Below are 25,505 nucleotides of genomic sequence, written 5' to 3'. Positions count from 1 at the left end.
GGCGCCGCCCGCGAGCCGTCAGGGCAGACGAGACCGGCGGCCTGCCGGTCCGCTCTCCGGCAAACCGGAAGAGCTCCGCCGGAAGCCGCCCGCTCCCCGCAGGGCGGCTCCAGTGCGCCCATAAGCGGTCCAAAGACGGAGACCGGCGGCCGGCAGGCCCGGCCCGCCGCGGCCTTTTCGCCTTTTTAAAACGCCCCGGCTCTCTGCTTTTCTTCCTTCTCCCTCTTGTCCTGCTCCATCAGCTGCAGGAACTCGTCGAACAGATAGGCGGAATCCTGCGGGCCGGGGGCGCTCTCCGGGTGGTACTGCACGCTGAACAGCCTGTCCTCACTGCAGCGCACCCCCTCGGCGGTGCCGTCCAGCAGGTTGCGGTGGGTCATGGTCAGGCCGGTGCCCTCCAGCGAGGCCGCGTCCACGGCAAAGCTGTGGTTCTGGCTGGTGATCTCCACCTTGCCGGTGACCAGGTTCTCCACCGGATGGTTGCCGCCCCGGTGCCCGAACTTCATCTTATACGTCCTTGCGCCGTAGGCCAGGCTGATCAGCTGGTGGCCCAGGCAGATGCCGAAGATGGGCAGCCGGCCGCGCAGGGTGCGCACCAGGTCGATGACCTCGGGCACGTCCTCCGGGTCCCCGGGCCCGTTGGAGAGGAACAGCCCGTCCGGCCGCAGGGCCATGATCTCCGCGGCGCTGGTGTCGTAGGGCACCACGGTGATATTGCAGCCCCGCTCGTTCAGCCTGCGGATGATGTTCAGCTTGATGCCGCAGTCCACCGCCACCACGTCGAAGCGGGGGCCCGCAGTGCGGGAATACCAGCGCTTTTTGCAGCTCACCCGCGCCACCTGGTCGCGGGGCAGCCGGGCCTTTTTCAGCTTGTCCATCGCTTCCTCATGGCTGAGGTAGGGCTCGCAGATCAGCACTTTCTGACTGCCCTCGCTGCGGATGATGCGGGTCAGCGCCCGGGTGTCGACCCCCTCGATGCCGGGAATGCCGTTCTCCTCCAGCACTTCGCCCACCGTTTTGGTGTAGCGGAAATTGGAGGGGATGTCGTTGTATTCCCGCACGATCAGGCCGCCCATGGTGGGCACCCGGGTCTCAAAATCCTCGTCGGTGATGCCGTAGTTGCCGATCAGCGGATAGGTCATGACCACCATCTGGCCGGTATAGCTGGGGTCGGAGATGATCTCCTGATACCCCACCATCGAGGTGTTGAAAACGATCTCATTCACCGCTTCCACCTTGGCCCCAAAGCCGTAGCCGTAAAACTCGCGCCCGTTTTCCAGCACTATCTTTTTTGTGTATTCCGCTGCCATACGACACATCCTTTCACCATTGTCAGCATATTGCGTCCCTGGACCCGCCAGCCCGCAAAGGGAGTCGCTCTCCCCATCGAGAGAAAAGTTTCCGGGTCGATCTCGTATTCCCCGTCCAGGTCAAAGACGGCGAGGTCCGCCTCCTGCCCCGGCCCGGCGCCGCCCGGCAGCCCGAAGATGCGGCGCGGGGCCAGGCTCATCTTTTCCACCAGGCCGGCCAGGCTCAGCACACCGCGCTTTACCAGGCCGGTGTACAGCACCGCGAAAGCCGTCTCCAGCCCCACCACCCCCATCAGGCTGCCGTCCAGGCCTTTCGCCTTTTCCTGCGCCGTGTGGGGGGCGTGATCGGTGGCGATCACATCGATCGTGCCGTCCGCGAGGCCCTCCAGCAGCGCGTCCCGGTCCGCCGCCGTCCGCAGCGGCGGATTCATCTTAAAGCGCCCGTCCTCCCCGAGATCGTCCTCGCACAGCAGCAGGTAGTGGGGGGCCGTCTCGCAGCTCACCGCCGTCCCGGCGGCTTTTGCCTGCCGGATCAGGGCCACGCTCTCCTTGGTGGAGATGTGGCAGACGTGATAGCGGCAGCCCGTCTTTGCGGCCAGCTTCAGATCCCGTTCGACCTGCCGCCACTCGCTTTCAGAGGAGATGCCCACATGCCCGTGGGCGGCGGCGTAGCGGCCCTCATGGATACAGCCGCCGGGCTTCAAGAGCGCGTTGTCCTCGCAGTGGGCCACAATGGGCCTGTCCAGCCGCTTTGCCAGCCGCATGGCGGCCTCCATCAGCTCTTCCGCCTGCACCCCGCGGCCGTCGTCGGAAAAGCCCGCCACATAGGGGGCCATCGCCTCCATGTCCGCAAGTTCCCCCGCGCCCCGCTGCCCGCGGGTGATGCAGCCAAAGGGGGTCACCCGGACCCGCGCGTCCCGGCGGACGGCCTTCAGCTGGGCCTGCAGATGCTCCATACCGTCCGGCGGCGGAGACAGGTTGGGCATGCTGCACACCTGGGTGACCCCGCCGGCAGCCGCAGCAGCGGTGCCGGTGGCGATGGTCTCCTTAAAAGAAAAGCCAGGCTCGCGAAGATGTACGTGGACATCAACGAGACCTGGCAAAATAAAAAGCCCGCGGCAATCGATGGAATTGCCGCTCTCAAATTTTGAAACGGAAACACCGGCCCCTGCGACGAGGCCGTTTTCAATAACGAGATCCCCGGGGTGAAAAGCGCCTTCGCGGAAAACCTGTCCGCCGGTGAGCAACTGCCGCATAGGACCCTCCTGTTCGGTGAGATGGGCGCGCGCGGCGCGGTGCGCCGCGCCTTACGGCCCTAAAAAAAGCAGCCGAGCGCGCGGGGCCATCAGCCCGCCGCGCCAGTCAGCCGCTTTGCATTTTCATTATTATACGAAACGAAAATCCTCAAGTCAAGGCGGCGGACAAAGCTTTTCGGTTTTCACCAAAAACAGCCGCTGATTTTCACCGCGTTTTGTCAGCGCCCCGCCCCGGCAAAGGGGCCGCCGCAGCGCGCCCCTTTATCCGCAGTCCTCCTCGCAGGCTTTCATCGCCTCCAGGGTGTCGCCCAGCAGCCGGTCCAGGTCCCAGCCCAGCAGCTCTGCGCCCTGGGCGATCACCTCGCGGGAGCAGCCGGCGGCGAACTTTTTGTCCTTGAATTTCTTTTTCAGGCTTTTCAGTTCCATGTCCTGCACCGATCTTGAGGGGCGCATCAGGGCCGCCGCACCGATCAGGCCGGTCAGTTCGTCGGCGGCAAACAGCACCTTTTCCATCTCATGCTCCGGTTTCAGGTCGGTGCACAGACCCCAGCCGTGGCAGGCCGCGGCGCGGATCAGCCGCTCGTCCAGCCCGCGGCCGCGCATGATCTCCACCTCTTTTTTGCAGTGCTGCTCCGGGTACATCTCAAAATCCAGATCGTGCAGGATGCCCACGATCTCCCAAAAATCAGCCTCGCCGCCATAGCCCAGTTTTTCGGCATACCAGCGCATCACGGCCCCGACTGTTTTTGCATGGTGCTGGTGGAACTCCTCGTGATTGTATTCGGTGAGCAGGGCCCACGCCTCCTGTTTGGTCATCTTCCGTCCACTCCTCTTCCGATTTTTTCGCCCTTTTGGGGACGATCTCAGCGTAATTATTACCTATTATAACGCCTCTGCCGCCGGATGCAAGCGCAATCGCGGCGCCGGGCTTGCGCGAAACCGCGTCTTGCGGTAGGATAAGGTCAGACAAACGCTTCCCACTCAGGATAAGGAGGGCATGTTCCATGAAAGATCTGCTGCTGGTGATCGACATGCAGAAAGTGTACGAGGAGGGAGAGCCCTGGGCCTGCCGCGGCGTGGACCGGGTGTCGCAGAACATCCTGCGGCTGCTGGCGGCCGGCAGGGCGGAAAACACGATCTTCACCCGCTTTGACGCCGTGGCGGACCCGGTGGGGGCCTGGGCGGATTACAACCGCGAATTTGCGGACGTCAACGCGGACCCGCGCCTGGCCGAGATCGTGGACGCCCTGGCGGGCGCGGCGGCAGAGTATCCGGTCTACACCAAGCACACCTATTCCTCCCTGCCCATCCCGCAGGTGGCCGAAGCCGTCGCCCGGGCCGACCGGGTGGTGGTCACCGGCGTGGTGGCCGAGTGCTGCATCCTCTCCACCGTGGAGGGGCTGATCGACGCAGGCGCAAAGGTGGTCTACCTCACCGACGCGGTGGCCGGCCAGACCGCCGCGTTCGAGCAGGCGGTGGAAAAGATCGTCGCCAGCTTCTCCCCCATCCACACCAGCGTCATGACGGTGGACGACTATCTGGCGGGCCGGTGAAAAGCCTGTCTTTTGCCGCCCGCCCTGCAGAGGGCCCGGCTGCTCCCGGCCTGACCCCGACCGACCGGTGCGCGCCTGTCCCTCGCGGGCGGCGGGTCCCGGTGCACTTTCGCGGGGACCGTCAGAGGGGCCAGCCCGACCGCGCGGGCGGTGAAATGGGGTTTCCCGCGCGGCCGGAAGCAAAGAGCCGACGGGGAACAGGCGCCCGGCTGCATGTCAGGTCACCGGCGGCCCCGCAGGGAAAAAAGCGCCCTTCACCGCGGCTTTGCCGCGATCAAATGACCCCGCGGCGCTGTGAGAAAGGACCGGGACGCCCAACAGGGCGTTCCGGTCCTTTCCATTTTCTCAAAAAAAGCCCGCCTGCGCAGAGGAAAAGCGCCCTGCGCGGCGCGGGCTCGCCGCGCTATTCCACGGTAACTTTAAATCTGCATTTTTCAGCCCCGCTCAAAACCGTCTCGATGACTTCCACCTCTATGTGTTTTTGGGGCATCATGTTTTCCAAAACATAGATCATCCCCTGTCTGGAACACTCGCAGAAAGAGGCGTCCTTTCCGCCTGCCAGCGCTTCCGGGCAGACGCATTTGGGATATCCCATCTCATAGACATGTCCCGGCTCGATCACCTTTGCAAAGAAAAACTCCGTCTCTCCATACTTCTGACAATAGGCCTCCAAATTGGAGCCGCATTCCCGAAACCACTGCATCTGGACCGGCAGTGCGGTGTCCTTGACGCAGTTTACTGCCTTTTCCCGGTAATCCATTTTCTCCTCCTCTGATGTTACATCCCCGCTGTTTTCCGCACCGTATTTGCGGTCCGTATCGTGATCTTGTCCTTTATGCTGGAGCTGGCGGTCCTGGACCACCAGTTCGTCTTTTGATAATACCGGCGGCTGAAAGACCAGAAAACCACATTTTTGTAACGATATGCCCTCTCATACTCCTCTTTGAGGCCGCCCATTTCCCGGCAGAACTCCTCATAAGACAAAGGGGGGATGAGAAAGATCAGGTCGTCGTATCTCTCCTGATCGCCGCTCCCCCACCAGTCGGGGGCATGGTCCAGGATATCCGCGATCGATTCCTGCGGAACGACCAAAACCGGCAGATCCAATCCAAATTTTTCTCTGAGCATCAGCCGGATCTTGTCTGAAAGGGCGCCCTCGTCGTCCAGGGTACTGGAAAAGGCCGCATTCCCGCTGTTCAGATAGGTGACCGCCTCTGCAAAGCCAAGGCCTGTGAGCCCCGCTTTCAATTCAGGCATGGAGACCTTGTTTTTCCCGCTTATATTGATCCCTCTCAGCAGTGCGACGTATCTTTTCATGGGTCCCTCTTCTCCCCCGCGGGCAAGGTTGCTCCGGGAGTTTTTCCTGTTTTCAGCCGCGCCGCGGGACGGGCCGCCGCGAGACCCGGGCGCGCATCGTCTTTGCGGCCCCGCCGCGCTGCGCATGGAAAAAACGGCCCCCGCCGTGCGGGAGCCGTTTTTTCGGCCGCCTGTTCCACTCGGGCCGCAGCCGCCCGGACAGGTCGTTTTTGTCTTTTCCTTTACAGCAGGGGCGGCTGGCCCGACTGCTTGTTCCAGGAAGCCCCCACCGTGTAGCAGATGGGCAGGATCAGGCCGATCAGGCCGCCCAAGATCCCCCCTGCCGAGCTGTCAAACACTTGTCCCAACAGGTTCAGGGCCGCAAAGACGATCAGGATCACGCCCAGCACAAAGCAGGTTTGCGCTTTTTCGGGCTTATCGCAGTAGCGCACGCCCAAGATGCCGGCGACCAGGCCCAGGATATTCCCCAGGATCAGCACCAGGCCGCTGAGCAGTATCATGCCGCCCAGGGCCGCCCCCAGATAGGCGTTGGCCCCGATGCCGCCCAGGGCGAACAGGCCTCCGCCCAGCATGGTCAGCAGGCCCCCCAGCATACTCAGCACCGCAAAGATGATGTACAGGATCCCCGTGACCTTGAGCATCGTTTTCCCTCTCAGTTCCATCACACACCGCTCCTTCCCCAAATGGGTGTCCGGCCGCTTTTCTTCCCCTGTCGCAGCGGGGAGCGGCCCGTTGCTTTCATTATAGCTTACCGCCGCCGCTTTCGTCAATTTTCTTCCCGGGGCGCTGCGGGCTTTCCCGCCGCCCGGAACGCCCGCAGCATCTTTCCCCCGGCCGGGCGCAGGGCTTTTCCCGCCCGCGCGCCCCCGCCCTCCCGGCAGGGGTCTTCTTTGCCGGGGCTTTGGGTGCGCGCGCGGCGCGGCCCGGATTTTGTCGATTGTCCCCAAATTCCTCCCTCCCCGCCCGGGATATTTCTACGGCGTCCCGCCTTGCTTTTTTCCTCCTCATCCCCCATAATGATTACTTGTCGATAGTTGTTGTTTAATATCCGGATATGGCGGATAGTTTCTACACCTCACCGTAAATGAGGTACAATGACAACAGGCGCAGCTTTGCTGTGCCCTGACGACCCTGAAAAGAGCGGTTCTCCTCTTTGCGGGGCTGTTTTGTGCTGCAACCAACTGTTGACATGTCCGCGCGCCTGTCACAGCCGGTTCGCCTTTGGCGGGTGCAACACACACAGCTCTGCAAGGAGGAGTTTTTTCGTATGGAGAAATTTTTCAAGCTCAAGGAACGCGGCACCACGGTCAAGACCGAGATCATCGCCGGCCTGACCACTTTCATGACCATGGCCTATGTGCTGGCGGTACAGCCCTCGGCCATCGTCGGTTTCGGCCCCGACCCCTTTATCACCGACGTCAACGGCGTGGTCATCAGCAAGCAGGCCATCCTCATCATGTGCGCGCTGATCTCCGGCCTTGTCACCCTGTTCATGGGCCTGTACGCCAACTTCCCGTTTGCGCTGTCCACCGGCATGGGCACCAACTTTCTGCTGGGCGCCATGCTGCAGAGCGGCCAGCTCTCTTTCGGCGCCATGATGGCCATCGTCCTCATCTCCGGCGTCATCTTCGTCCTGCTCAGCGTCTTTGGCATCCGCGATCTGATCGTGCGCATGATCCCCAAAAACATCAAGGTCGCCATCTCGGCCTCCATCGGCTTTTTCATCGCCTATCTGGGCTTTAAAAACACCGGCATCGGCACCTACGCCGACGGCATCGGCATGGGCGATTTCACCCAGCCCTCGGTCATCCTGGCCCTGGTGGGGCTGCTCATCATCGCCGTGCTCACCGCTTTCAAGGTAAAGGGCGCCATCTTGTACGGCATTGTCGCCGTCACCGTGCTGGGCATCCCCTTCGGCGTCACCCAGCTGCCCGCCAGCATCTTCGAGGTCCCCAGCTTTGCCACGGTGAGCAACGTCTGCTTTAACTTCGACTTTAAAGGCCTGCTTTCCGGCAGCACGCTGGTGCTGATCTTCATCGCCTTTTTCGGCGATTTCTTCTCCACCCTGGGCACTGTGCTGGGCGTTGCCGGCAAGGCCAAAATGCTGGATGAGGACGGCAACCTGCCCGGCATCCAGAAGCCGTTCCTGGTGGACGCCGTCGGCACCGTGGTGGGCGCCTGCACCGGCAACACCACCATCACCACCTTTGTGGAGTCCTCCGCCGGCGTGGAGGCGGGCGGCCGCACCGGCCTGACCGCGTTGGTCACCTCGGCCTGCTTCCTGCTGGCCACCTTCCTCTCGCCGCTGTTCGTCATCATCCCGGACGCCGCCACCGGCCCGGCTCTGATCTTTGTGGGCTTTTTGATGATCAGCGGCATCACCGAGGTGGACTTCTCCAACTTCAGCGAGGCGTTCGGCCCCTTTGTGATGATCATGTTCGGCACTTTCTGCGGGTCCATCGCCACCGGCATCGCCGCCGGCATCCTGGCCCATGTCTTTATCAAGGTGCTCACCGGCAAATTCAAAGAGATCCACCCCGGCATGTATGTGCTGTGCGTCCCCCTGATCATGTACTTCATCTTCAACTGACCCCGGCGCGCAGCGCGGACGGAGCGTCTGCGCCCTGCCGGCCCCAAACGCCGGCCCCGCGCCCGCTTTGCCGGCCGCGCCTCTCGCGCCGCTTTTCAAACGGCGGCGCGGATGCTATACTGTTTTTAAACAGACTTTTTATCCCCGCCCCCAAGACCCGGCGCAGCGCGCAGGCCCCGGCGGCCGACCGCCCCGGGCGCCCGCTTTTCTGCACCGGAGCGCAAAAAACAAAGGAGGACGACCCATGAAGATCCAGCCCAGGGACAAACGCGCCCTGATGGCCGCCGCACTCGGCCGCACCGACTGCGATCTGGCCATCAAAAACACCAGATACGTCAACCTTTTCACCGGCGAGGTCTACCCCGCCACCGTCTACATCCACCAGGGTTTTGTGGTCCACGTGGAGGACAAAGACCTGGACGCCGGGCTGGAAAAAGCCCGCCGCGTGGTGGACGCGGAGGGCCGCTATATCGTGCCCGGCCTGATCGACGCCCATGTGCACATTGAGAGCAGCCTGATGACCCCGCGCGTCTTTGCCAGCGCGGTGGTGCCCCGGGGCGTGACCTCGGTCATCACCGACCCGCACGAGATCGGCAACGTGCTGGGGGAAGAGGCTGTGGTCTATATGCACGACGCGGGCTGCGGCCTGCCGATGCGCCAGTTCATCAACATCCCCTCCTGCGTGCCCTCGGTGCCCGGCCTGGAGGAGGCGGGCGCCAGCTTTGACGCCGCCGCGATCGACCGCCTGGCCAAACTGCCCAACGTCATCGGCCTGGCCGAGGTGATGGATTTTCTGGGTGTGGTGGACGGCGAGGAGCGCATGATGTCCATCATCGAGACCGCCGAAAAAAATGGGCTTTACCTGCAGGGGCACCTGCCCGCCGGCTTCGGCCGCTTGGTGAGCGCCTACCGCATCGGCGGCCCGGCCACCTGCCATGAGACCAGCCGCCCGGGCGAGGCAAAGGACAAGCTGCGCGCCGGCATGTATGTGGACGCGCGCGAGTCCTCCATGTGCTACAATCTGCCCGCCATCTGGGAGGACGTCCGCGACATGCCCTGGCGGGACCGTCTGTGCCTGTGCACCGACGACCGGGAGGCCGACGACATCCTGGAAAACGGCCAGCTGGATCTGGTGCTGCGCAACATCATCAAACTGGGCATGCCGCCCATTGAGGCCATCCGGGCCGCCACCCTGCACACGGCCGAGGCCGCACATCTGGAAAATCTGGGCGCCGTGGCGCCCGGCTACGCGGCGGACCTGCTGCTGGTGGACGATCTGGAGCAGTTCTCGGTCCACTCGGTCTATTTTGCCGGCGAGGAGGTCGCCCGCGAGGGCAGGCTGCTGGCCGATATCGAAAAGAAAGAATTTGCGGTGGAGCGCAAAAACAGCGTCAATGTCCTCGACCTGACGCTGGAGGACTTCCGCCTCCAGGCCCCGGCGGGCTGCGGCGGCAAGGTGAAAATCAACGTGCTCACCTATGCCGACCAGACCTCCCTGACCCGCTGTGTCACCGAAGAGCTGCCCGTCAAGGACGGCTATGTGGACATCAGCGGCGACGAGGAGCTCTGCTACGCCATGGTGGTCAACCGCTTCGGCAGCGGCAGACGCATGTTCGGGCTGGTGCGGGGCTTTGGCATCGACCAGGGCGCCGACGGCAGCACGGTCAGCCACGACTGCCACAACCTGACCCTGGTCTTTAAAGACGCGGCCAGCGGCCTTGCCGTTTACAACGAGCTGCGCAGCTGCGGCGGCGGCATCTCGGCAGCGCTGGACGGGCGCATCCTGCACACGCTGCGGCTGCCGGTGGGCGGCCTGATGAGCGCCGCCCCGGCCCCGGAAACCGCTGCGGAGGCCACCGCGATGAAAGCGGCGCTTCGCCAGCTGGGCCTGCAGATGGTAAACCCGCTGCTGCGCATCGCCACCCTGGCTCTCCCCGTCGTGCCCGAGGCCAAGTTCAGCGATCTGGGCCTGGTCGACGTGATGAAAAAAGAGTTCATCCCGCTTTTCCCCGAGGCCTGACGGAGCTTTTCCGCAATATCCGTTCAAAAGGCGCGCCCTCACCCGGCGCGCCTTTTTTATTTCTTTGTACCACCCCGGTCTCACTGCCCCGGCTCCGCCGCGCGCCCTGCGCAGACCTGCGGGCCGCTTTGTCTTGCCCCATCGCTTTATCCTGCCCTGCTGCTTTGCCCTGCTCTGTCACTTTGTCCTGCTCTGTCACTTTGTCCCGCCCTGTCGCTTTGTCCCGCCCTGTCGTTTTGTTCCCTCCCGCCGCTTTACCCTCGGCCCGCGGCGTGGTATACTGAGACCACAAACTTTTGGCAAAGGACAGGTGAATGGATATGGCAGAGATCATCAGCACCCAGAACGCGCCCGCGGCCATCGGCCCCTACTCACAGGCGGTCAAGGCAAACGGCATGCTCTACACTTCGGGCCAGATCGGCATTGTGCCCTCCACCGGCGAACTGGCCGGGGACAGCCTTGCCGCACAGGCGGAACAGGTGATGAAAAACCTGGACGCCGTGCTCACCGCGGCGGGGACCTGCTTTGAAAAAGCGGTCAAGACCACCTGCTATCTGGCGGACATGGGCGATTTTGCGGCTTTCAACGAGGTCTATGCGCGCTATTTTGTGGGCAAACCCGCCCGCAGCTGCTTTGCGGTGAAGGGCCTGCCCAAGGGCGCCCTGTGCGAAGTTGAGGTCGTGGCCGAGCTGTAAGGCCGGGGCGGAACTGAAAGCGTTTGCGGGGCCCACGGCGCGCAGCGCCGGAAAGAGCCTTTCCCGCGCTGCGGCTGCGCGGCAAAAATGGATATGCACGGCACAAGAGGCGCACTGCCGGCTGACCTCAGCCGGCAGTGCGCCTCTTGTGCCATCGCGCGGCGGGGGGCGTTTCAGTGTTGGAGTGACCCCGCCCCGCCCGCGAAGCTTTTTTTCCAGCGGCGGCCAGTACGAAACCGCAGCCGCACCGTTCTTTCCGGCAAAGGGGACGCATCGGGAGGCCGCTTTGGGCGCGCGGCTGCCGCAGAATCTCGGAGCGCGCTTTTTTCTCCCGCTTTGCGCGAGGTCTGCGGCGCCGGTGGGCCGCGCCCGCTTTTGTGCGGGAAAGCGCTCAGCTGCGGCGCATTTTATGCGTAAAAACAGCGGCTGCCGCCACGGCGGTCAAAACGCCGTATCCCAGCACCCAGGCCAGGTGAGGCAGAATATCCGCCGCCCTGCCCGCCAGCGCCGCCCGCTCCAGCTCCACCGCATGCACAAAAGGCAGCGCATAGGCCACCCGTTTGAACCCTCCCCCCACCAGTTCCAGGTCAAACCAGGTGCCGGAGAGCCAGGCCGCCACGTTGGTCAGCAGGGCCCCGCAGATGCCGCCCACCTGTTTGTCGCTGAACAGGGTGCCGCACAAAAGGCCCAGCGAGATAAAAAACAGCGAGACCGGCAGCACCCACAGCACCGCCCAGAGAATTTCCACCCGCATTTTCAGGCCGAGAAAGAGGGCCGCGGTATAGCAGACGGCACTTTGCGCCAACGCCAGCGGCAGCATCGGCAGCAGATAGCCGCCGATATAGTCCGCCGCGGTCAGCGGCGTGGTGTACAGCCGCTCCAGCAGGGCGCTGGTGCGGTCCCGCGAGATGAGCGTGGCCGAGAACAGCGTCATAAAAGAGAGGCCGAACACCGCGATGCCGGGCGCCAGACGGCTGATCTCGAAAAGATCGACCGGGATATTGGCCTGGATCGCCGAGAGCAGCAGAAGAAGCACGAGGGGAAACCCCGCCCCGAACGCCGCCGTCAGCGGGTCGCGCAGGATCTCTTTTGCGGTGCGGCTTGAAAAGGTCAGCATCCTCATTGCAGTGTCTCCCCCTTTACCAGTTTCACAAAGGCGTCCTCAAACCGTTCCGCGCCCGCTTTCTGTTTGATCTGGGCGGCGGTGCCCACAAAGATCAGCCGTCCGTTTTTCAAAATGCCGATGCGGTCCGACAGCGCCTCTGCCTCTTCCATATAATGCGTGGTCAGGATCAGCGTCATCTTCCCCCTGAGCGCGCGGATCATCTCCCACAGGTCGCTGCGGGCCAACACGTCCAGGCCCAGCGTCGGCTCATCCAGAAACAGGATCTCCGGCTCTGAGATCAGCGCCATGGCGATGCTCAGCCGCCGCTGCCATCCCCCGGAAAGCCGCTTTGCCCGCTTGCCCGCGATCTGGTCCAGGCCAAAGCGCTCCGCCAGCGCCGCCGCCTTTTCGCGGGCCTGCGCCCGCGAAAGGCCGTGTATGCCGCCCATCAGCTCCAGGTTTTCCCGCACCGTCAGGTTGGGGGCTATCGCGGTCTCCTGCGGCGAGACCGCGATGATCGACTTCACCGCCTGGCTGTCTGAGACCACGCTTTTCCCGCCCAGCAGCGCGTCGCCCGCCGTGGGCCGGGTGAGGCAGGAAAGCATGCGGATCGTCGTCGTCTTTCCCGCGCCGTTGACCCCCAGCAGCGCGAACAGCTCACCGCGGTGGACCGTCAGGTCCAGCCCCTCCACCGCCGCAGCGTCCCGATAGCGCTTGCTCAATCCCCGCGTTACGATCGCTTCCATCCCGATCTCCTCCTTTTATAATGTTGCAGGCCCCATCTGTCCGCCCATCTTTTCTGCGGGCCGCAGCACCCTGCGCCGCAGCCCCTCGCCGCCTGACGGAAAGGGCGGGGCGGTCCCCTGCGGGGGCTCTCCCGCACCCGGTCCGCCCGGGGAACGGGCTGCACCGCGCACCAAAAGCATCCTCCCGCGGCGGGAGCGCCCCTCAGCTGCCCCCGACGCGGCGGCTGCGGATGCCCTCGTAGGCGTCGGCCATCATCCTGCCGATCTGCTCTTCATCCCAGTTGAGATAGCCGGTGGCGATCATCGTGGCGATGCCGTGTACATAGATCCACATTTCCAGATGGAAAAAATAGGCGTCGTCCTCGCTCATGCCCGTGTTGGCCGAGATCAGGCGCAGCAGCGGCGCCACGGAGCGGCGGTCCTCCTCGATCTTTTCACCGGTGCGGTCCCGCATAAACAGCAGCTTGAACAGCTCCTTCTCCCGGCGCGCAAAGCTGATATAGGCCATGCCGCTTGCCTTGTAAGGCGGGCAGCCGGTCGCCCGGTCCCGCATCCCCTCTGCAATATGCTTCTGATAGCATCCATCCGCCGCCTGCAGTACGTCCTGCCGCAGCTCTTCCATGGTGGCATAATTGCTGAACACCGGCTGGGTGGAGCATCCCAGCCGGTTTGCCACCGCGCGGGCATTCAGGGCCGCGGCCCCGCTCTGCCGCACCAGATCAAGGGCGGCCCGCACGATCTCCTCTTTTGTCACCTTTACTTTTGGCGGCATTCGATCGCCTCCTGTTTAAATATCATAAGTTATATATCAATTGCTATTTTACTCTGTTTTTTCTTTTTGTCAAGCCTTTTTCCCTCCGGGTACTTTTTCTGCCCTTTTCGCCGCCGTCGGGGCGGCCGCCCGCGCGGGGGAGAACCGCCAGTCTCAACTGGTGACGATCTGTCACCGTTTCCTGGGTCGGCCGCGCGGGCGGAGGACCTGCCTGCGCGGGGAGGCCCCAAAAATGCGTCGGAGCGGGGATAAGCGCCGCGCCCAAGCAGCCCGCTGTGCGCGTGGGACCTGCCTGCGCGGAGACGCTCCCCAAAAGCAGCGGACGAAAAAAGTGTCGCCTTCACAAGCGCCACGCCGGAGCAGGCCGCCGTTTAGGGCCTCGCGGCGGCAAAGGCCCTTTTATCCCCTGCCCTTGCACATTCCCGTACCCTGAAAGCCGCCGCCGGAACTGACGCTCTGCCGGGTCGAACTGCTGCGCACAGAGAATCTGCCTGCGCGGGGAGGGTTGCCAAAATGCGTCGGAGCGGGGATAAGCGCCGCGCCCAAGCAGCCCGCTGTGCGCGTGGGACCCGCCTGCGCGGAGACGCTCCCCAAAAGCAGCGGACGAAAAAAGTGCCGCCCTCACAAGCGCCACGCCGGCGCGCGCCGCCGTTTGGGGCCTCGCGGCGGCAAAAGCCCTTTCGTCCCCTGCCCTCGCACATTCCCGTACCCTGAAAGCCACCGCTGGAATCGGCTCTTTTCTATCCCCGCACACCGAAAGCTGATTTGTTATTGACTTTGCGCCCCGAAATGGTAAACTGATACTGATAATCCAATAACGGGACATCTTTGTGCCGGGAAAGTGAAGTTTCGCTCAAATGGAAGATATGCTTCGTCAATGCATCCGCAAGGCCCTCAACCTGACGCCGCTGCTGCGCTCCACCCTGATCCGTCCCCAGGAGGTCAGCCCGGTGGCCGACCTGCCCTCCACCCAGCTGCAGGCCCTTTTCGTGCTCAACGTCACGCCCCCGCTCAGTATGAGCGTGCTGGCCCGCAAGCTGGCCATCTCCAAACAGCAGCTCACCAAGATCGCCGACGCTTTGGTCCTGCGCGGATGCGTGTCCCGGTCCAGCGATGAAAAAAACCGCCGGGTGATCCTGCTCTCCCTCACGCAGGAGGGCAAAGCGCTGGTGCGCGCGCTGCAAGACGAGGTCGTGGAGCGGATGCTGCCCCAGTTCGGCCGCCTGGACGAAACCGAACTGCAGGAGTTCTCCCAGGCGGCCGACACCATCCGCCGCCTGCTGGACAAGGTCAAAAACTGATCTTCCTTTCTCTTCCCCGCTGCTGTCGGCAGCGGGGAATTTTGATTTTCATTGAATGTTAACAATTGTGTCATATCACCGTTTTATTCCTGCTGTATCCTGTGTTACATGCAAAGGAGGCGATCCCATGATGCGGGAGGATGCGCGCCGCATGGCGGCGGACCTGATCCGGCTCGCGCCCATTTTCACCAGTTCGGTGCTGCGCCCCATCGGCAGCTGCCCGGGCTGCCCGCTCACCGCGGGCCAGCTGCAGGCGCTCATCTGCATCCAGTGCCGGCCCGGCCTCAACATGACCGCTCTGGCCCGGCGCCTGGGGGTAAGCCGCCAGCAGCTGACCCGCACGGTGGACGCGCTTGTGGCCCAGGGCCTGGTGGAGCGGGCCGCCCAGACGGACAACCGGCGGGTGATCTTATTGCAGCCCACGCCCCGGGCCGACCAGCTGCGGGAGTGTTGGGCCGACGCCCTGTCCGAAAATCTTTTCGGCGCGCTCAAGGGCCTTTCCGCGCCGGAGCAGCAGGCCTTGACCGCGGCCTGCGAAACGATAACGGAGATCCTGCTGCGGCATCTGCCGGCCGAAAGAGAGGAAGACAACACACAATGAAAGAGACCAAGAACCCCAAAAAGCCGCTCATCTATTACTATCTTCTCGCCATGCTGGCGCTGCTGCTGATCAACGCGTTCCTTGCCCCCATGCTGCAGAAGAACCGGGTGCAGGAAGTGAGCTATGACACCTTTTTGTCCATGGTGAGCGAGGGCAAGGTAAAAGAGGTGGAGATGGACGACAGCCAGATTGCCTTCTCCCCCACCGACGAGAGCGACCGCAATATCTATATCACCGGCATCTGGGACGACCCCGATCTCACCGAGACCCTGAACGCCGCGCACGTCAGCTACGGCCGGGTGATCCCGCAGGAGGCCAGCCCGCTGCAGAATTTCATCTTCGGCATCCTGCTGCCGGTAGTGGGCATCGTGCTCATCGGCCAGCTCATCGGGCGCATGCTCACCAAACGCATGGGCGGCGCCAACGCCATGAGCTTTGGCAAAAGCAACGCCAAGATTTATGTGGAGGCCAAAACCGGCAAGACCTTTGCCGACGTGGCAGGGCAGGACGAGGCCAAAGCGGCCCTGACCGAGATCGTCGATTTTCTGCACGACCCGGGCAAATACCGGGAGATCGGCGCACGGCTGCCCAAGGGCGCGCTGCTGGTGGGCCCTCCGGGCACCGGCAAAACGCTGCTGGCCCAGGCGGTGGCGGGCGAGGCCGGCGTGCCGTTTTTCTCCATCTCGGGCAGCGAGTTTGTGGAAATGTTCGTGGGCATGGGCGCCGCGCGGGTGCGCGACCTGTTCAAACAGGCGGGTGAAAAGGCCCCCTGCATCGTCTTTATCGACGAGATCGACGCCATCGGCAAAAAGCGCGACAACAGCGGCATGGGCGGCAACGACGAGCGCGAGCAGACCTTAAACCAGCTGCTCACCGAGATGGACGGCTTTGACGCGGGCAAGGGCGTGGTGATCCTGGCCGCGACCAACCGGCCCGAAACGCTGGATCCCGCCCTGCTGCGCCCCGGCCGCTTTGACCGGCGCATCCCGGTGGAGCTGCCCGACCTTGCGGGCCGGGAGGCCATCTTAAAAGTACACTCCAAAGACGTGCGCATCGCCCCGAACGCAGATTTCAACGCGGTGGCGCGCGCCACCAGCGGCGCTTCGGGCGCAGATCTCGCCAATATCATCAACGAGGCCGCTCTGGGCGCGGTAAAGGCAGGGCGCAAGGCGGTGATGCAGGCGGATCTCGACGAGGCCGTAGAAACGGTGATCGCCGGCTACCAGCGCAAAAACGCAGTCATCAGCACCAAGGACCGGCTGATCGTCAGCTACCATGAATGCGGCCACGCGCTGGTGGCGGCGCTGCAAAAGCACTCGGCCCCGGTGCACAAGATCACCATCGTGCCGCGCACCAGCGGCGCGTTGGGCTACACCATGCAGGTGGATGAAGAGGAACAGGTGCTGATGAGCCGGGAGACCATCCTGGACAAGATCGCCACCTTTACCGCCGGGCGGGCCGCCGAGGAGCTGATCTTCGGCTCGGTGACCAGCGGCGCCTCCAACGACATCGAGCAGGCCACCCGGCTGGCGCGGGCCATGGTCACCCAGCTGGGGATGACCGACGAATTTGACATGACGGCGCTGGCAAGCCAGCAGAGCGCTTATCTGGGCGGGGACGCCTCGCTGGTCTGCAGCGCGGACACGGCCGCCCGCATCGACCGCAAAGTGGTGGAGATCATCCGCGGGCAGCATCAAAAGGCGCTGGAACTGCTGCGGGAGAACAAGGCCAAATTACACGAGCTGGCCCGCGAGCTGTACGAGCGCGAGACCCTCACCGGCGACGATTTCATGGAGATCCTCTCCCGCCCGGTGCCGCTGCCCGCAGCCCCCGGCGCGGAGAGCGGCGCGGCCCCGGCGGCCGGCGCCGCCCCCACGGCCCCCGCGCCGGACACCACTTCACCCGCAGGACAGGAGGAAACTGACGAATGAACGGCTTTCGCAACTTTTTCGGCAATCGCTACGGCATCGACAACCTGAACATCACGCTGATGGTGACGGCGCTGGCGCTCTCCATCATCTCCCGCTTTTTTCCCCGCTCGGTGCTGCTGCCCGCGCTGGGCATGCTGCTGATCGTGCTGGTCTTTTACCGCGCGCTGTCCACCAAGCTGGTGGTGCGCCGGGCGGAGAATGAAAAATTTCTCGATCTCTGGTACGCGGTGCGGGACTGGTTCCGTCACCCGCATTTCGGCGGCGGCTCCCAGGGCGGCAAGCGCTGCTTCAAATGCCCCAACTGCGGCCAAAAATGCCGCGTGCCCCGGGGCAAGGGCATGATCGCCATCACCTGCCCCCGCTGCGGGCAGGACTTTGTTAAAAAGACCTGAGCCCCCGCTGCGGCCGCCCCCCAAACGGCGGCAAAAAAGAACAGCTGCGGGCCGAGACGCGCACAGCCGCCGGGAGCGTTAGCCGGCGGCTGTTTTTTTGCAGTGCCGCTTGTCCTGTCTGCACAAATGCGCTACACTGGTGTCGGGCAGCGCTTTTGTTGAAAGTTGGGGGGCGCTTTTCTATCCCCTTGGCCGCGCGGCGCCGCTCTGCGGGCGCTGCGGCGTACAGCGGTGCGGGGGAGAAAGGCCGCATCCCGAAAGCTTTGACAAGGTTTTCCCCGCGCGGCAAAAGGGGACCGCAGCCCGCCCGCAGCCCGGCCGCAGCCCCGCCGCCAGGTTCCGCAGGGCAGGCGATCTCACGGTCCGCCCGACTTTTTTCAGCAGGCGCGTTCGGACCGGCTTTTTGCCCGGCAATACGGCAGCGCCGAAAAGCCGTCCCCTGCAAAAAGGGCGGGGCACAGAGGCGTTCTGCGCGGCAAAAAATGGGCTGCCGCGCACTTTTAAAGTTCGCCCCGGAACTATTTTTACCGCCGCGCCAAACTTTTTGCCCCGCCGCGCCGTCATTCTATCAGGGAGGTCCGCAGATGCCGCATGTCGATCCCACCGCTGACCCGCTCGCCCGCGCTGTCACCGAAAACGCGGGCCGGCTCTATCGGCTTGCCTACAGCTACCTTAAAAATGAACAGGACGCCATGGACGTGGTACAGGAGGCTGCCTGCCGCCTGTTGAAAAACCGCGGCAGCGTCGCCCCGGACCGCGCTTTTGCCTGGCTGTGGCGGGTGACGGTCAACGCCTCGCTGGACCTGCTGCGCCGCCGCAGGCGGGAGAGCGTGGGCCTGCCCGACGCCGCGGAGGGCCGCGAGGACAGCTACCAGCGGCTCTATCTGCTGGATGCGCTGCAGCAGCTGGACGAAAAAAGCCGCGCTATCGTGATCCTGCGCTTTTTTGAGGATAAGCCCCTGGCGGAGATCGCCGGGATCATGGGGATGAACTTGAGCACCGTGAAAGGCAGGCTCTATGCGTCGCTGCGCGTCCTGAGACGCTATTTTGAGGACAGGGAGGCCGAGGAATGGCCGGATTAAAAGAGGGAATGGCGCGCCTGCGCGCCGCATACGAGGCGATCACACCGCCCGACGCGCTGTCAGCACAGCTGTCGGCGCTGGCGGCGGGCGACGGCGGCAGCGCCGCCCCGGCCCAAAACAAAAAGCCCGGGCGGCGGATCTGGCTGCGCCGCGTCGCCGGCTGCGCCGCAGCGGCCGCCATAGCGCTGACCATCACGGTGAACAGCAGCGCAGCGGCGGCCCAGGCGCTGGGCGGCGTGCCGGTGCTGGGGGCCGTGGTGCGGGTCGTCACTTTCCGCACCTACCGGGACCAGACCCCTGCCGGCAATGCCGAAGCGCAGATCGACACGCTGCTGGCACACGGCCTGGCCGACGCCGCGCTGGAGGAGCAGCTCAATCAGGCCTTTGCCGACGACGCAGAGGCCCTGATCGCCCGCTATGAGGCCGATATCGCCGAGTTGGGAGAGACCGGGCATGAGAGCGTGGTCTCCTCGCTGGGCCGGGTGACGGCCACAAAGCGCTTTATCTCCATAGAAGTCACCACCACGATCGCGCAGGGCAGCGCCCAGCAGCTGACGCGCTGGTATACGGTGGACAGAGAAGCGGGGCGCCTGCTTGCCCTGGCAGATCTGTTCCGGCCGGGTGCGGACTATGTAGAGGCCGTCAGCGCCGAGATCCGCAGCCAGATGCAGGCGGCCCTTGACGCCGACCCCGACGCCGGGTATTTTCTCCGCTCAGAACAGGAGCCGGAGGGCTTTTGGCAGATCCGCCCCGACCAGCAGTTTACCATCACGGAGGACGGCGAGCTGGTGATCTGCTTTGACGAAGCGGAGGCCGCTGTGGCCGCCATGGGAACTCTGGAATTCACCATCCCCTCCAGGGCGCTCTCAGGGCTTCTTGCGGCCGGCTGCCCTCTGTCGGCTTAGAAGCGGCGCGGCCCCGGACACAAAGAAAACGCGTTTTTCCGCCACTGCCCCTGCGCGGAGAGGGAAAAGCGGTCTTTTCCCTCCCCTGTTTTCCGAAAAGAAACTGCCGCCGCCCCAGCCCAAAGGTCCCGGCAGCGCACCCGGGCAGTGCCGCCAGCGGTCTCTGCCCCGGCCCGGGTCCGGGCAAGAAGTTCCGCCGCCGCACCTTGCCGCCGTGCGTGCCTCTGCCGCAGCGCCGGTGTCCGCAGTAAACGGCGGCGCGGGGGCCAAAAATCGGGCTCAAAGGGCGCAGAGCAGGCCTCTCCGGCCACCCTGCGCCCTTTTTTGCACTCCAAAAACCAGGGCACAAAAAGGCGCCGGTCTGCCCGGCGCCTTTTTGTTCGGCCGTTAGTTTTGCCCGCGGGAAAGCGGCTTTCGCCCGTCTGTCCATCGCCGGGCTTTTTTTGTGAAAAAAAGTCAAAAAAGTCCATCCGAAATCTATACAATCCCACCGGGATATGGTAGAATGAAGCTGTCTTGAGTTCGACACAAAAATAACAAAGTTCCCCGCTGCGGGAACGGGAGGACTGCAGATGAGACCCCTGATCGGCATTACCGCCAACTACACCGACAACGGAGGCCCCTTTCGCGAGCTGGGGATCGGCGCCCCCGGCCAGCGCTGGGACCTGCTGCCGGAGGACTATATCCGCGCGGTCGAGCGGGCCGGCGGCCTGCCGGTGATCTTGCCCCTCACCGACCCTGAAACGGCGCTGGCGCTTGCCGGGCGGATGGACGGCATCGTCTTTTCCGGCGGCAGCGACCTTGATCCCTCTCTTTACGGCGAATCTCCCATCGAGGGGGCAAACCCGCCGCAGGCGGCGCGGGACGCCCATGAGCTGCCCCTGCTGCGCGCGGTGCTGAAAGGCGCGCAGCCGCTGCTGTGCGTCTGCCGCGGCTGCCAGCTGCTCAATGCGGCGCTGGGCGGCACGCTGTACCAGGACCTGGAAAAAGCCGGCCTGCCCCCGCACTCCGCTGCGGGACGGCCGCTGGGCCAGGCGGCGCACCGCGCGCGGGTGCTGCCCGGCACCCTGCTGGAACAGCTGGTGGGCGCCGCGGAGATCCCCGTCAATTCGTTCCATCACCAGGCGGTAAAATCGCCCGCCCCCGGTGTGCGCATCGCCGCCGTCGACACGGACTGCGAAAAGGTCGTGGAGGCCATCGAACTGCCCTCCCGCCCGGCTTTTACGCTGGGGGTGCAATGGCATCCGGAGGCGCTGGTGGGCAGCGAGCCCTCCAGCCTTGCCATCTGGCAGGGCTTTCTGCGGGCTGCAGGGCGCTGATTTTTTCTTTTTTATCCCTTTGCAAAGGAGCGGGCATCATGAAGATCTCTACAAAAGGGCGCTACGCTCTGCGGCTGATGGTGGACCTCGCCGTCCACACTGAAAACGGCGGTTACGCCCCCATCCGCAGCATCGCCGAGCGGCAGGAGCTCAGCGACAAATACCTGGAACAGCTGATCGCGCAGCTCTCCCGCGCCGGCTTTGTACGCAGCGCGCGCGGCGCGCAGGGCGGCTACCGCCTCTCCCGCGCCCCGGAAACCTACACGGTGGGGGATATTCTGCGGCTGATGGAGGGCGACCTTGCGCCTGTGGCCTGCGGCGGCAATTCCGCCAGCGACCCCTGCTGCGGCCGGTACGACAACTGCGCCACCGTGGAGGTCTGGCAAAAGCTGTCCGCCGCCATCAACCAGGTGGTGGACAGCATCACGCTGGCCGACCTGGTGCGGCGCTATCACGAAAAATGTCCCAGCGGCAACTGCGAGCCGCCGATCTTCGGCGGCTGAACTATGGTATAAGAGCAGAGAGCAGAAAAGCAAAAGAGAAAAAATAACGTGACAATACTTGACTTGATCATTGACACCTGGGGCGTTTGGGCTGCCAGAACAGTCGTATTATCAAGGGGAGTTGTCGGCGTTATCTTGTCTATCTTGTCCATGGCCTGCGCGGTAAAATATCTATTCGGCAACAAGTAATTAGTAATATTTATCTGCCCTCTGCAGCCGCCGAAAGGCGCTTTAAGAAAATTTTTTTAGGATCAGTGGTGCGGCTAAGGGGATTTCCGGGCCCCGCTGCCGCAGGCCCTGCGCGGGCGGCGGGCCGCAAACGCGCGGGCGGTCTTGCCAAAAAGCGGCCAACCCGTTGTCCGGCCGCTTCCCCGCTGTGCCCCGGTATGGAAAGAGCGGGGCCGCGCGCCGTCCGTGCGGGCGGCCCGTATAAAAAAGGCCGGGACAGCCATCCTCCGCTTGGGGAAGGCTGTCCCGGCTTTCTTTGTTCTGTTTTTTTCCGGACAGGCCGCCCTCAGGCTTCCGCCGCCATCCGTTTCGCCTCTTCAAATTCCGCCGCGATCTCCGGCGCGGGCTCTTTGTCCAGCAGGGACACCCCCACGATAAAGGCGAGGCTCACCAGAAAAGCGGGCAGCAGCTCATAAACGCCGAACGCGCCGCCCAGCGGCTTGAGGCACAGCTTCCAGATAAACACGGTCACAGCGCCGCTCACCATGCCGGCCACCGCACCGCGCCAGGTGGTGCGCTTCCAGAACAGGCTCAGCAGCATAATGGGACCGAACGTGGCCCCAAAGCCCGCCCAGGCAAAAGCCACCAGCGTAAAGATGACGCTGTTCTCATCCAGCGCGACGAGGATGCCCACCGCGGAGATGGCCAGCAGCATGAGCCGCGAGACCCACAGCACCTTTTTGTCGCTGGCATCCCGGCGCAGTACGCCCTGATAGATGTTTTTTGCAAAGGCCGAGGCCGCGATCAGCAGGTAGGAGTCGGAAGAGCTGATCGTCGCCGCAAGGATGCCCGCCATCACCACGCCCGCCAGCAGCGGGGGCAGCAGGTTGGTGGAGAGCACCACAAAAATATTCTCCGCCTCCGACGAGGTCTGCAGCGCGGTGGGATACAGCGCGCGGCCGATCATGCCGATGAGCACGGCGCTGGCAAGCGAGACGGCGCACCAGACCGTGGCGATGCGGCGGGACTTTTTCAGCTCAGAGGCCTTGCGGATGGCCATAAAGCGCAGCAGTACCTGAGGTACCCCGAAATAGCCCAGCCCCCAGGAGAGGGTGGACAAAATGGTCAGCAGCCCATAGCTGCCCGCCTCGCCAAACACAGGCGCGCCGCCCGACACCTGCTGCACGCCGTTTTCCATCACCGGCTGGGCGATACCGAAAAAGCTGGTGAAGCCGGGGATCGCCCGGATGTTCTGCGCCACCGCCGCGGGGCCGCCGGCGGCCGCCGTGCCCGTGATCAGGATCACGCCCAGCGCGAAGATCATCACGATGCTCTGCATAAAATCCGACGCGCTCTCTGCCAGAAAGCCGCCGAGGACCGTGTAAAAGATCACAAACAGCGCCCCTGCGATCATCATGCTGTGATAGGACAGGCCGAACAGGGTCGAAAACAGCTTGCCGCAGGTGACAAAACAGCTGGACGCATAAACGGTAAAAAAGATCAGGATGAAAACCGCTGAAATGGTCAGCAGCACCTTTTTCTTCTCTTTAAAACGGGCGGAGAAAAATTCCGGGATCGTGATGGCGTCCCCCGCGACCACCGAATAGCTGCGCAGCCGCTTTGCCACCAGCAGCCAGTTGATATAGGTGCCCACGCCCAGGCCGATGGCCGTCCAGGCCGCATCGGCAACGCCGCACCAATAGGCCACGCCCGGCAGGCCCATCAGCAGCCAGCCGCTCATATCCGACGCCTCGGCGCTCATGGCGGCGATCCACGGGCCCAGACTGCGCCCGCCCAGAAAATAGTTCTCCGTGCTCTGGTTTGCCCTTCTGGCGAACACCAGCCCGATGATGACCACGCAGGCCATATAGCAGCACATGGCCACCAACGTCTGTACAGTTTTAAAATCCACCCCTTGTTTCCTCCCTGTGTTCAAGATAGCTTTGCCCGCAGGCCGGGCAGGGCGCGCCGCTGCGCCCTGCCGCTGAAAAAAGATTCAATTTATCATACCTGATTTTCAGCTTTTTGGCAAATTTTCGCCGCTGTTCCCTCTTTTGGGCCCTGCGCGGCGTCATCAGCGCATCCGCCGCCCGCAGTAGGTGCAGCTCCCCCTGCGGCAGATCGCTGCCAAAAAAAGCGGCGTTTCAGGGAGGCGTTTCCTGCGGCGGCCAGGGAACCACGCCCCGGCCGCCGCGCGGGCAGAGCGCCGCCTCAGCGGGCCTGCGCTTCCCGTCCCCACACCGCCGCCGGACGCGCCGCCGGGCCGGGGGCAGCAGCCTGCAAAACTCTTTTTTATTGCCGCACTATAAAAACCACTTATCCTGACGGCTTGTCCCCCGTCCCTATAAGACGACCCGGGCGCTCGCCGAACGAGTAACCTTGCGGCCGTTGGTGCGCAGCGCGTTTTGCGCGGCAAAACAAGGGGATGTTCTGCCAAAAATGGGGGCGCTTAGATGCGCCAGCGTCCAAACCTGCGCCGTAAGGCGCGCTCCTGTGCGGCCGGCGGCCGTTTTTTATTGCTGCGCAATAAAAAACAACTTATCTTGATGGCCCTGCCCTCGCCGCTTGCGCGGCAACCGGGCAGATGGCCAAAAAAATAGCCGCTGCGCAGCTATTTTTTATCGCTCCGCAATAAAAAACAACTTATCTTGTTGGCCTGCCCCTCGTCCCTGCAGGACAACCGGGGCATTGGCCGAAAAAAATAGCCTCACGGCTATTTTTTATTGCTTCGCAATAAAAACAACTCATTTTAATGGCCCCACCCTCGCCGCTTGCGCGGCAACCGGGCGGATGGCCAAAAAAAATAGCCTTGCGGCTATTTTTTATCGCTTCGCAGCGCAGAGAGGCCGTGCCGCCGCGAAAAGGCATGTCCCGATAAACACCGGGAAATGTGTGCGCCTCCGCCGCAAATCATACCTCTGACCGCATTTTCCCTCTGCTTTCTCCAGCCCCGCGCAAAAGTTTTGTCTTTCTGCGCCGCGGCGGGAGAACAGCAAAGGCTGCGGCACGCCCGGTCTTTCCGCCGGGCGCGCCGCGCCGCCGTATGCTTTATATTTTATCGTCTTGTCACATTGTCACATTTTACCGCGTCTGCCCAGACGGCCGCGGTTTTACAGCCGCAGCACCGCCAGCGCGATCAGCAGCACGCCTCCCACCGGGGACAGGTCCAATGAGACCCGCGACGACGCCCAGCGTGCACAGGCGCTGCCGGCCGCCAGCATCCCCATGCCCAGCAGCAGGCTGGCCGCCAAAGTCGGCAGCACGGCCACCTGTCCCAGCCCGGCCCCCAGCCCGGCCGCAAGGCTGTCCACCGACAGCCCCACCCCAAGGCTCACCGCTTCCAGCGCGCCCAGCCGTTTGCTGTGGTCGGCGTCGGCCTCCTCCGGGCAGGCGTATACGGCCAGTAAAAATTGCAGCCCCAGGGCGGTAAACCGCACGCTTCCGCGGCCCCCGTGCCGCCGCAGCGCGATCTTCAGCGTGCTCTCAAAAAATTTAAAGGCTCCAAGGCCGAATAAAAGCAAAAAACTGGCCGCTTTGGCCGCCTGCTGCGGCAGCACCGGCTCCAGCAGGTCCCCCAGCAGCAGCGCGGCGGCGAGGCACCCGGTGCCCATGACCGATACGATAAACGCGCTGAAAGGCGGTACCCGTATCTTCTGCGCGCCCAGCCCCAGCCCCGCCACAAACGAGTCGGTGGTCAGCGCCGCGGCCAGCGCCAGCCCCGGCAGCACCCCGGTAAGATCCATCCTCCCCACCCCGCTCTCCGCCGCCCCATCCCGCGGGGGCCGCTTATAGACCAGAGTATGCGCCGCCCGGCCAAAGCGTCCGTAAAAAAGCGGCACTGGGCAGAACGCAGGGCCGGCAGGGCGCCGGGGCCGTATTTCTGCCGCCGGCGGTGAGACTTTGCAGCGCTTTTCTGTTATAATAAAGACGAACTTTCCC

23 protein-coding genes and 1 riboswitch are annotated in these 25,505 nt (G+C 63.7%); of the genes, 12 read left to right on the top strand and 11 right to left on the bottom strand.

What is annotated here, in order from left to right; translation table 11 throughout:
- Window positions 1–185 precede the first annotated feature (185 nt).
- From carA to H8S23_RS06060, 3 genes are all read right to left on the bottom strand, one after another.
- Window positions 186–1,310: a glutamine-hydrolyzing carbamoyl-phosphate synthase small subunit gene (gene carA / locus H8S23_RS06070; RefSeq protein WP_186887438.1), complete on the bottom strand. Its 1,125-nt coding sequence runs from the start codon at window positions 1,308–1,310 to the stop codon at window positions 186–188.
- Window positions 1,283–2,566 (bottom strand): dihydroorotase, encoded by a 1,284-nt coding sequence (locus H8S23_RS06065; protein ID WP_186887437.1) that lies wholly within the window; start codon window positions 2,564–2,566, stop codon window positions 1,283–1,285. The genes carA and H8S23_RS06065 overlap by 28 nt, the downstream gene beginning before the upstream one ends.
- Before the next feature lie 261 nt (window positions 2,567–2,827).
- A complete protein-coding gene (locus H8S23_RS06060) occupies window positions 2,828–3,382 on the bottom strand; it encodes a hydrolase (protein ID WP_186887436.1) in 555 nt (184 codons plus the stop codon).
- A 188-nt stretch (window positions 3,383–3,570) separates the two neighbouring features.
- On the opposite strand from H8S23_RS06060, the gene H8S23_RS06055 reads away from it, so the two are divergent.
- The gene (locus tag H8S23_RS06055; protein WP_186887435.1) at window positions 3,571–4,119 is read left to right on the top strand and encodes a cysteine hydrolase family protein; all 549 of its coding nucleotides are present in this window, start codon (window positions 3,571–3,573) and stop codon (window positions 4,117–4,119) included.
- Window positions 4,120–4,522: 403 nt separating this feature from the next.
- Here H8S23_RS06055 and H8S23_RS06050 read toward each other — a convergent pair whose 3' ends face one another.
- The 3 genes from H8S23_RS06050 to H8S23_RS06040 form a co-directional block, all read right to left on the bottom strand.
- The gene (locus H8S23_RS06050; RefSeq protein WP_186887434.1) at window positions 4,523–4,879 is read right to left on the bottom strand and encodes a hypothetical protein; all 357 of its coding nucleotides are present in this window, start codon (window positions 4,877–4,879) and stop codon (window positions 4,523–4,525) included.
- 17 nt (window positions 4,880–4,896) lie between these two features.
- A complete protein-coding gene (locus H8S23_RS06045; RefSeq protein WP_186887433.1) occupies window positions 4,897–5,436 on the bottom strand; it encodes a DUF1697 domain-containing protein in 540 nt (179 codons plus the stop codon).
- A 221-nt stretch (window positions 5,437–5,657) separates the two neighbouring features.
- Window positions 5,658–6,098, bottom strand: coding sequence for a hypothetical protein (locus tag H8S23_RS06040; RefSeq protein WP_186887432.1), 441 nt, complete (start codon window positions 6,096–6,098; stop codon window positions 5,658–5,660).
- Between the two features lie 355 nt (window positions 6,099–6,453).
- A riboswitch (purine riboswitch) is annotated at window positions 6,454–6,551 on the top strand.
- A 152-nt stretch (window positions 6,552–6,703) separates the two neighbouring features.
- Here H8S23_RS06040 and H8S23_RS06035 point away from each other — a divergent pair.
- From H8S23_RS06035 to H8S23_RS06025, 3 genes are all read left to right on the top strand, one after another.
- Complete coding sequence (locus H8S23_RS06035; protein WP_243165906.1) at window positions 6,704–8,026, top strand: NCS2 family permease; 1,323 nt, start codon at window positions 6,704–6,706, stop codon at window positions 8,024–8,026.
- Between the two features lie 244 nt (window positions 8,027–8,270).
- Window positions 8,271–10,046 (top strand): adenine deaminase, encoded by a 1,776-nt coding sequence (locus H8S23_RS06030; RefSeq protein ID WP_186887431.1) that lies wholly within the window; start codon window positions 8,271–8,273, stop codon window positions 10,044–10,046.
- A gap of 320 nt (window positions 10,047–10,366) precedes the next feature.
- Window positions 10,367–10,741, top strand: coding sequence for a RidA family protein (locus tag H8S23_RS06025; RefSeq protein ID WP_186887430.1), 375 nt, complete (start codon window positions 10,367–10,369; stop codon window positions 10,739–10,741).
- 391 nt (window positions 10,742–11,132) lie between these two features.
- Here the strand turns inward: H8S23_RS06025 and H8S23_RS06020 are convergent, their stop codons facing one another.
- From H8S23_RS06020 to H8S23_RS06010, 3 genes are all read right to left on the bottom strand, one after another.
- Window positions 11,133–11,864, bottom strand: a complete 732-nt coding sequence (locus H8S23_RS06020; protein ID WP_186887429.1) for an ABC transporter permease — start codon at window positions 11,862–11,864, stop codon at window positions 11,133–11,135.
- Window positions 11,861–12,592, bottom strand: coding sequence for an ABC transporter ATP-binding protein (locus H8S23_RS06015; RefSeq protein WP_186887428.1), 732 nt, complete (start codon window positions 12,590–12,592; stop codon window positions 11,861–11,863). Before H8S23_RS06015 ends, H8S23_RS06020 begins: the two co-directional genes overlap by 4 nt.
- A gap of 202 nt (window positions 12,593–12,794) precedes the next feature.
- Window positions 12,795–13,364, bottom strand: a complete 570-nt coding sequence (locus H8S23_RS06010; protein ID WP_186887427.1) for a TetR/AcrR family transcriptional regulator — start codon at window positions 13,362–13,364, stop codon at window positions 12,795–12,797.
- An 857-nt stretch (window positions 13,365–14,221) separates the two neighbouring features.
- Between H8S23_RS06010 and H8S23_RS06005 the strand changes: the two genes are divergently transcribed.
- From H8S23_RS06005 to H8S23_RS05970, 8 genes are all read left to right on the top strand, one after another.
- Entirely contained in the window at window positions 14,222–14,665 is a 444-nt protein-coding gene (locus H8S23_RS06005; protein ID WP_186887426.1) for a MarR family winged helix-turn-helix transcriptional regulator, read from the top strand.
- A 127-nt stretch (window positions 14,666–14,792) separates the two neighbouring features.
- The gene (locus H8S23_RS06000) at window positions 14,793–15,266 is read left to right on the top strand and encodes a MarR family winged helix-turn-helix transcriptional regulator (RefSeq protein ID WP_186887425.1); all 474 of its coding nucleotides are present in this window, start codon (window positions 14,793–14,795) and stop codon (window positions 15,264–15,266) included.
- Complete coding sequence (ftsH, locus tag H8S23_RS05995; protein ID WP_186887424.1) at window positions 15,263–17,197, top strand: ATP-dependent zinc metalloprotease FtsH; 1,935 nt, start codon at window positions 15,263–15,265, stop codon at window positions 17,195–17,197. Before H8S23_RS06000 ends, ftsH begins: the two co-directional genes overlap by 4 nt.
- Window positions 17,194–17,589, top strand: coding sequence for a hypothetical protein (locus H8S23_RS05990; RefSeq protein WP_186887423.1), 396 nt, complete (start codon window positions 17,194–17,196; stop codon window positions 17,587–17,589). Before ftsH ends, H8S23_RS05990 begins: the two co-directional genes overlap by 4 nt.
- A gap of 584 nt (window positions 17,590–18,173) precedes the next feature.
- Window positions 18,174–18,671 carry an RNA polymerase sigma factor gene (locus tag H8S23_RS05985; RefSeq protein ID WP_186887422.1) on the top strand — a complete coding sequence of 166 codons (498 nt, stop codon included), beginning with the start codon at window positions 18,174–18,176 and terminating at the stop codon, window positions 18,669–18,671.
- On the top strand, window positions 18,659–19,576 hold the full coding sequence (locus H8S23_RS05980) for an RsiV family protein (protein WP_186887421.1): 918 nt from the start codon (window positions 18,659–18,661) through the stop codon (window positions 19,574–19,576). Before H8S23_RS05985 ends, H8S23_RS05980 begins: the two co-directional genes overlap by 13 nt.
- A 572-nt stretch (window positions 19,577–20,148) precedes the next feature.
- Entirely contained in the window at window positions 20,149–20,895 is a 747-nt protein-coding gene (locus tag H8S23_RS05975; RefSeq protein WP_186887420.1) for a gamma-glutamyl-gamma-aminobutyrate hydrolase family protein, read from the top strand.
- A gap of 38 nt (window positions 20,896–20,933) precedes the next feature.
- Window positions 20,934–21,398 (top strand): RrF2 family transcriptional regulator, encoded by a 465-nt coding sequence (locus H8S23_RS05970; protein ID WP_186887419.1) that lies wholly within the window; start codon window positions 20,934–20,936, stop codon window positions 21,396–21,398.
- Window positions 21,399–21,912: 514 nt separating this feature from the next.
- On the opposite strand, the gene putP is transcribed toward H8S23_RS05970, so the two are convergent.
- A complete protein-coding gene (gene putP, locus H8S23_RS05965) occupies window positions 21,913–23,478 on the bottom strand; it encodes a sodium/proline symporter PutP (protein ID WP_341479898.1) in 1,566 nt (521 codons plus the stop codon).
- Window positions 23,479–24,676: 1,198 nt separating this feature from the next.
- Window positions 24,677–25,309, bottom strand: a complete 633-nt coding sequence (locus tag H8S23_RS05960) for a manganese efflux pump (RefSeq protein ID WP_186887418.1) — start codon at window positions 25,307–25,309, stop codon at window positions 24,677–24,679.
- Window positions 25,310–25,505 lie beyond the last annotated feature (196 nt).

This window comes from Anaerofilum hominis (assembly GCF_014287275.1).
Classification (GTDB): Bacteria; Bacillota; Clostridia; order Oscillospirales; family Ruminococcaceae; genus Pygmaiobacter; species Pygmaiobacter hominis.
Note: the sequence above shows the minus strand (reverse complement) of the source record. Positions and strands in the feature narration are given on the sequence as shown.